A 4,591-nucleotide genomic window follows, 5' to 3' on the forward strand; every position below is an offset into this window, starting at 1 on the left:
ACACCGAGACCAAGGAAGTCGCCGGCCGCGCCGCCGAACGGCTGTGCAGCCTCATCACCGAGGCTGTGGCCGGCCTGCCGGAAGCCTGACCGTCCGAAAGTCCGATCCTCTCCGCAAAACCTGCCACCCCGAAGCCTGCTGCCCCGAAGCCGCTGCCCCATCACCACCCGGAGCCGCCCCGTGCCGAGCGATGCCGCCCCCCGCCCGCCCTTTCTGCCGCAGGAAGTGATCCGCGCCAAGCGCGAGGGACGGCGGCTGCCGAAGGCCGACCTTGCCGCTTTCGTGGCCGGCATCACCTCCGGGGCGGTGTCGGAGGGCCAGATCGCCGCCCTTGCGATGGCGATCTACTTCCGCGGCCTCGATCTGGACGAGCGCGCGGACCTGACGCTGGCCATGCGCGATTCCGGCCGGGTGCTGGACTGGTCCGACCTGCCGGGCCCGGCGCTCGACAAGCACTCCACCGGCGGGGTGGGCGACACGGTTTCGCTCATCCTTGGCCCGCTGGTGGCAGCCTGCGGCGGCTATGTGCCGATGATCTCCGGCCGCGGCCTCGGCCACACCGGCGGCACGCTCGACAAGTTCGAATCGATCCCCGGCTATGTGGCGACCCCCGACCTTGCGACCTTCCGCAACGTGGTGCGCACGGTCGGCACCGCCATCATCGGCCAGACCGACGACCTCGCCCCGGCCGACCGGCGCTTCTATGCCATCCGCGACGTGACAGCGACGGTCGAGACCCTCGATCTCATCACGCCCTCGATCCTGTCGAAGAAGCTGGCCGCCGGGCTTTCCGCCCTCGTGCTCGATGTGAAGACCGGCTCCGGCGCCTTCATGGCAACGCTCGCGCAGTCGCAGGCGCTGGCGGAAAGCCTCGTCGCGGTCGCCAACCGCGCCGGCCTGCCGACCCGCGCCCTCATCACCGACATGGACAGCGTGCTGGCCACCAGCGCCGGCAACGCGCTGGAAGTGCAGCTCACCATCGACGTGCTGACCGGCCGGGCGGCCGAACCGCGGCTGATGGCCGCCACCCGCGCCCTTGCGGTGGAAATGCTGCTGATGGGCGGCCTTGCCGACACCGCGCTGGAGGCGGAAAACCGCATTGCCCGTGCGCTGGCCTCCGGCGCCGTGGCCGAGCGCTTCGCCCGCATGGTGGCCGCCCTCGGCGGCCCGGCCGACCTTCTGGAGCGGCCGGCGGACTGGCTGCCGCGGGCACCGGTGGTGCGGCCGGTGCTGCCCGCCGTGCCGGGCACTCTGGCGGCAATGGACATGCGCGCGCTCGGCCTTGCCGTCATCGGCCTCGGCGGCGGCCGCGTGCGCCCGACCGACCGCATCGACCCCGCCGTCGGCCTCTCCGCCCTTGCCGCGCCCGGCGATGCGGTCGGGCCGGATCATCCGCTCTGCATGGTCCACGCGGCGAGCGAGGCGGCGGCCGATGCCGCGGCGGCGGCCGTGCGCGCCGCCTGCCGCCTTGGCCCGGCGCCCGCGCCGCGCGCCGTGGTGCTGGAGCGCATCGCCTGAACGGAGCGAGCCGGGAGACGCCCGCGATGAAGCGCATCGATCTCAACTGCGACATGGGCGAAGGCTTCGGCGCATGGGAGGCGGGCGACGATGCGGCGATGCTCGGCATCGTCACATCGGCGTCCATCGCCTGCGGCTTCCACGCCGGCGATCCCGTCATCATGGCCCGCACGCTGGCGGCGGCGAAGGCGCGCGGCGTCGGTGTCGGCGCGCACCCGGGCTTTGCCGACCTTTACGGGTTCGGCCGCCGCGTCATCCGCGGCGAGGCACCGGCGGACATCGAAAAGCAGCTCATCTACCAGATCGGCGCCTTCGCCGCGCTGGCCCGGGCCGAGGGGCTGCGCCCCGGCCACGTCAAGGCCCACGGCGCCCTCGCCAACATGGCCAACGAGGATATCGGTCTGGCCCGCGCCATCGCCCGCGCGGTCCGCAGCGCCGCCCCCGATGCCCTGCTGGTGGTGATGCCGGGCCTTGCCGGCGAGCAGGCGGGGGCCGAACTGGGGCTGCGGATGGCGCGCGAAATCTACGCCGACCGCTCCTATGGCCCGGGCGGCAACCTCGCCCCGCGCCGCGAGCCCGGCGCCGTGATCCACGATGCGGAGGCGGCCGCCGCCCGCGTGCTGGCAATTCTGGAAACCGGAACGGTGACCACCACCGCCGGCACGACGCTGCCGGTCGTCGCCGATACGGTCTGCGTGCACGGCGACACGCCGGGCGCGGTGGCCATGGCCGCCGCGATCCGGGCGCGGCTGTCGGCGGCCGGCTTCAGCCTGCAGCCGATGCAGGACTGGGTTCAGCCCGCCGCCTGAGGCCCGCGCGCCGGGCGCGCCACCACCACCACGTCGGCATCGGGAATGGCCTCCTTCAGCGCGCCGGCCATCGCATCCAGAACGCGGCCGACCTCGGCCATGGTTTTCTGCGGCGCAAAGCGCACCGCGATCTCGATATGCGCCACGTTGCCGGCGCGGCGGGTGCGCACGCCGTCGAGGTCGTCATAGTCGTGATAGAAGCGCGCCAGCGCCTGCGTCACCGTCATCTGAACCGATTCGTCGAGCGCCCGGTCGACCAGATCGGGCAGCGCCTCGCGCACCAGCCGCACGCCGATGACGATCATGAAGGCCGCGCCGATGGCACCGCCGACGATGTCGGCCGCGTGGCCGATGGTGCGGTTGGCGGCAAACAGATCGATGGCCACGCAGACCACCACGGTTGCCGAGGCGATGGTCTTGGCGAAGCGGGCCTGAAGCTGCGCCAGCACCGTCACCGTCAGGTCGCCGCGGGCCGAGCGCCACAGCGCATAGAGCGGGCCGGCATTGGCGAGAAAATTCGCCCCCACCGCCAGCATGGCCAGCACGCCGACGGTGCGCGGCGCCTCGGCCGCATCGTCCGGGGTGACGAGGCGAAAGATGACGAACCCGGCCGCTGCCACCAGCAGCACGCCGACCAGCCCGGAAATCGCCCGCTCCGTCTTGCCCAGCCCGTAATCGAAATTGCCGAGCTGGCCGCGGTTGATGCGCCGCAGCGTGTAGAGCCCGAGCATTTCGGTGATGAGCAGCAGCGCGCCGCGCAGCAGCTCCGCCAGAATCGAAATCGAGCCCGTGGCGATGGCGCTGGCCGTGTAGGGCGCCAGCAGCAACACATCGAGCAGAATGCCAACCGCAATCGCGCGTTCCTGTCCGCGCTGCGCAGCGCTCAGGTCAATGCCGGCCATGAAATCCCGTCCCAGCCCCAGAAAAAGCAATGAAAAAACAATCCGGACCGCGATCCCGCTCCCCGCCCCGGTTACCCCGGGGTGCAGTCAGCCGGCGTCCGGTCAGCCCGCACCGATGGAACCACCGGCGCGACCGGCAGGCAATGGCCCCGTCAGCTTTTGCAGGATGGCACCGGGGCAGGCACCCCGGCGCCCCTGCGACATTCTCGTCCCCGTCGGCTCCGGCAAACAGCACCGGCGCCGCGCAGGAGAAGACGGCGCCGGCCTGCGGGCTCAGGACCGCCCGCCGGGAACCGCAGGGGCCGGGAAACCGGCCGCATCCCGCTGTGGCTGGTGCAATTAGAACCCATTCCTGATTCAAAGCGGAAAGAAGGAATAGAAATGCCTGCTTTCGGCGGAAATTTCCGCTATTGCGGCATTCTGTGAGCGGCACTGGTCGCATTTTCCATGGACGCGGCGCGCGGGGGGTGTTCTGCGCGCCGTTTCCCTGCCGGGAGAGACACTGCCTATGGCTGCCTTCCACGAAGAGAAGGTTCTCGAGGTCCATCACTGGACCGACCGCCTGTTCTCGTTCACCACGACGCGCGATCCGGCGGTGCGCTTTTCCAACGGTCACTTCACGATGATCGGCCTGCCGGTGAACGGCAAGCCGCTGCTGCGCGCCTATTCCATCGCCAGCGCCAATTACGAGGACCATCTGGAATTTCTCAGCATCAAGGTTGAGAACGGCCCCCTGACCTCGCGCCTGCAGCACATTCAGCCGGGCGACACCATTCTGGTCGGCCGCAAGCCGACGGGCACGCTCGTCATCGATTATCTGCTGCCCGGCAAGCGGCTCTACCTGCTGGCAACCGGCACCGGCCTCGCCCCGTTCCTGTCGATCATCCGCGACCCGGAAACCTACGAGAAGTTCGAGACCGTCGTGCTGGTGCACGGCGTGCGGCAGGTTTCCGAACTGGCCTATCACGATTACCTGACGCAGGACCTGCCGAACGACGAGAACTTCGGCGAACTCATCGCCGGGCACCTGCACTACTACCCGACGGTCACCCGCGAGGCGTTCCGCAACCACGGCCGCATCACCGAGCTGCTGGCCAGCGGCAAGCTGGAAAGCGACCTCGGCCTGCCGCCCCTCAACCGCGAGGAAGACCGCGTGATGCTCTGCGGCAGCCCGGAAATGCTGTCGGAACTCAAGACCATGCTCGAAGCCCGCGGCTTCGACGAGGGCAACACCTCGACCCCCGGCGATTTCGTGATCGAGCGCGCCTTCGCGGAAAAATAAGCCGCCGCCACCGCGCCGGATGCCGTTTGCAGAGGGCCGTTTCCCGTCCAGGGCGGGAAGCGGCCCTTTTGCCTTTCGGC

The 4,591-nt window shown here is 70.2% G+C and carries 4 protein-coding genes; 3 read left to right on the forward strand and 1 reads right to left on the reverse strand.

What is annotated here, in order from left to right; genetic code table 11:
• Positions 1–180 precede the first annotated feature (180 nt).
• Positions 181–1,518 carry a thymidine phosphorylase gene (gene deoA, locus V7067_RS12385; protein ID WP_334176212.1) on the forward strand — a complete coding sequence of 446 codons (1,338 nt, stop codon included), beginning with the start codon at positions 181–183 and terminating at the stop codon, positions 1,516–1,518.
• A 26-nt stretch (positions 1,519–1,544) separates the two neighbouring features.
• The gene (locus V7067_RS12390; RefSeq protein ID WP_334176213.1) at positions 1,545–2,327 is read left to right on the forward strand and encodes a 5-oxoprolinase subunit PxpA; all 783 of its coding nucleotides are present in this window, start codon (positions 1,545–1,547) and stop codon (positions 2,325–2,327) included.
• On the opposite strand, the gene V7067_RS12395 is transcribed toward V7067_RS12390, so the two are convergent.
• Positions 2,312–3,229: a cation transporter gene (locus tag V7067_RS12395; RefSeq protein WP_334176214.1), complete on the reverse strand. Its 918-nt coding sequence runs from the start codon at positions 3,227–3,229 to the stop codon at positions 2,312–2,314. The two genes, V7067_RS12390 and V7067_RS12395, sit on opposite strands and share 16 nt — an antisense overlap.
• 508 nt (positions 3,230–3,737) lie before the next feature.
• Here V7067_RS12395 and V7067_RS12400 point away from each other — a divergent pair.
• Entirely contained in the window at positions 3,738–4,511 is a 774-nt protein-coding gene (locus tag V7067_RS12400; protein WP_334176215.1) for a ferredoxin--NADP reductase, read from the forward strand.
• Positions 4,512–4,591: the final 80 nt, after the last annotated feature.

Source organism: Pseudoxanthobacter sp. (assembly GCF_036822375.1).
Classification (GTDB): domain Bacteria; phylum Pseudomonadota; class Alphaproteobacteria; order Rhizobiales; family Segnochrobactraceae; genus Pseudoxanthobacter.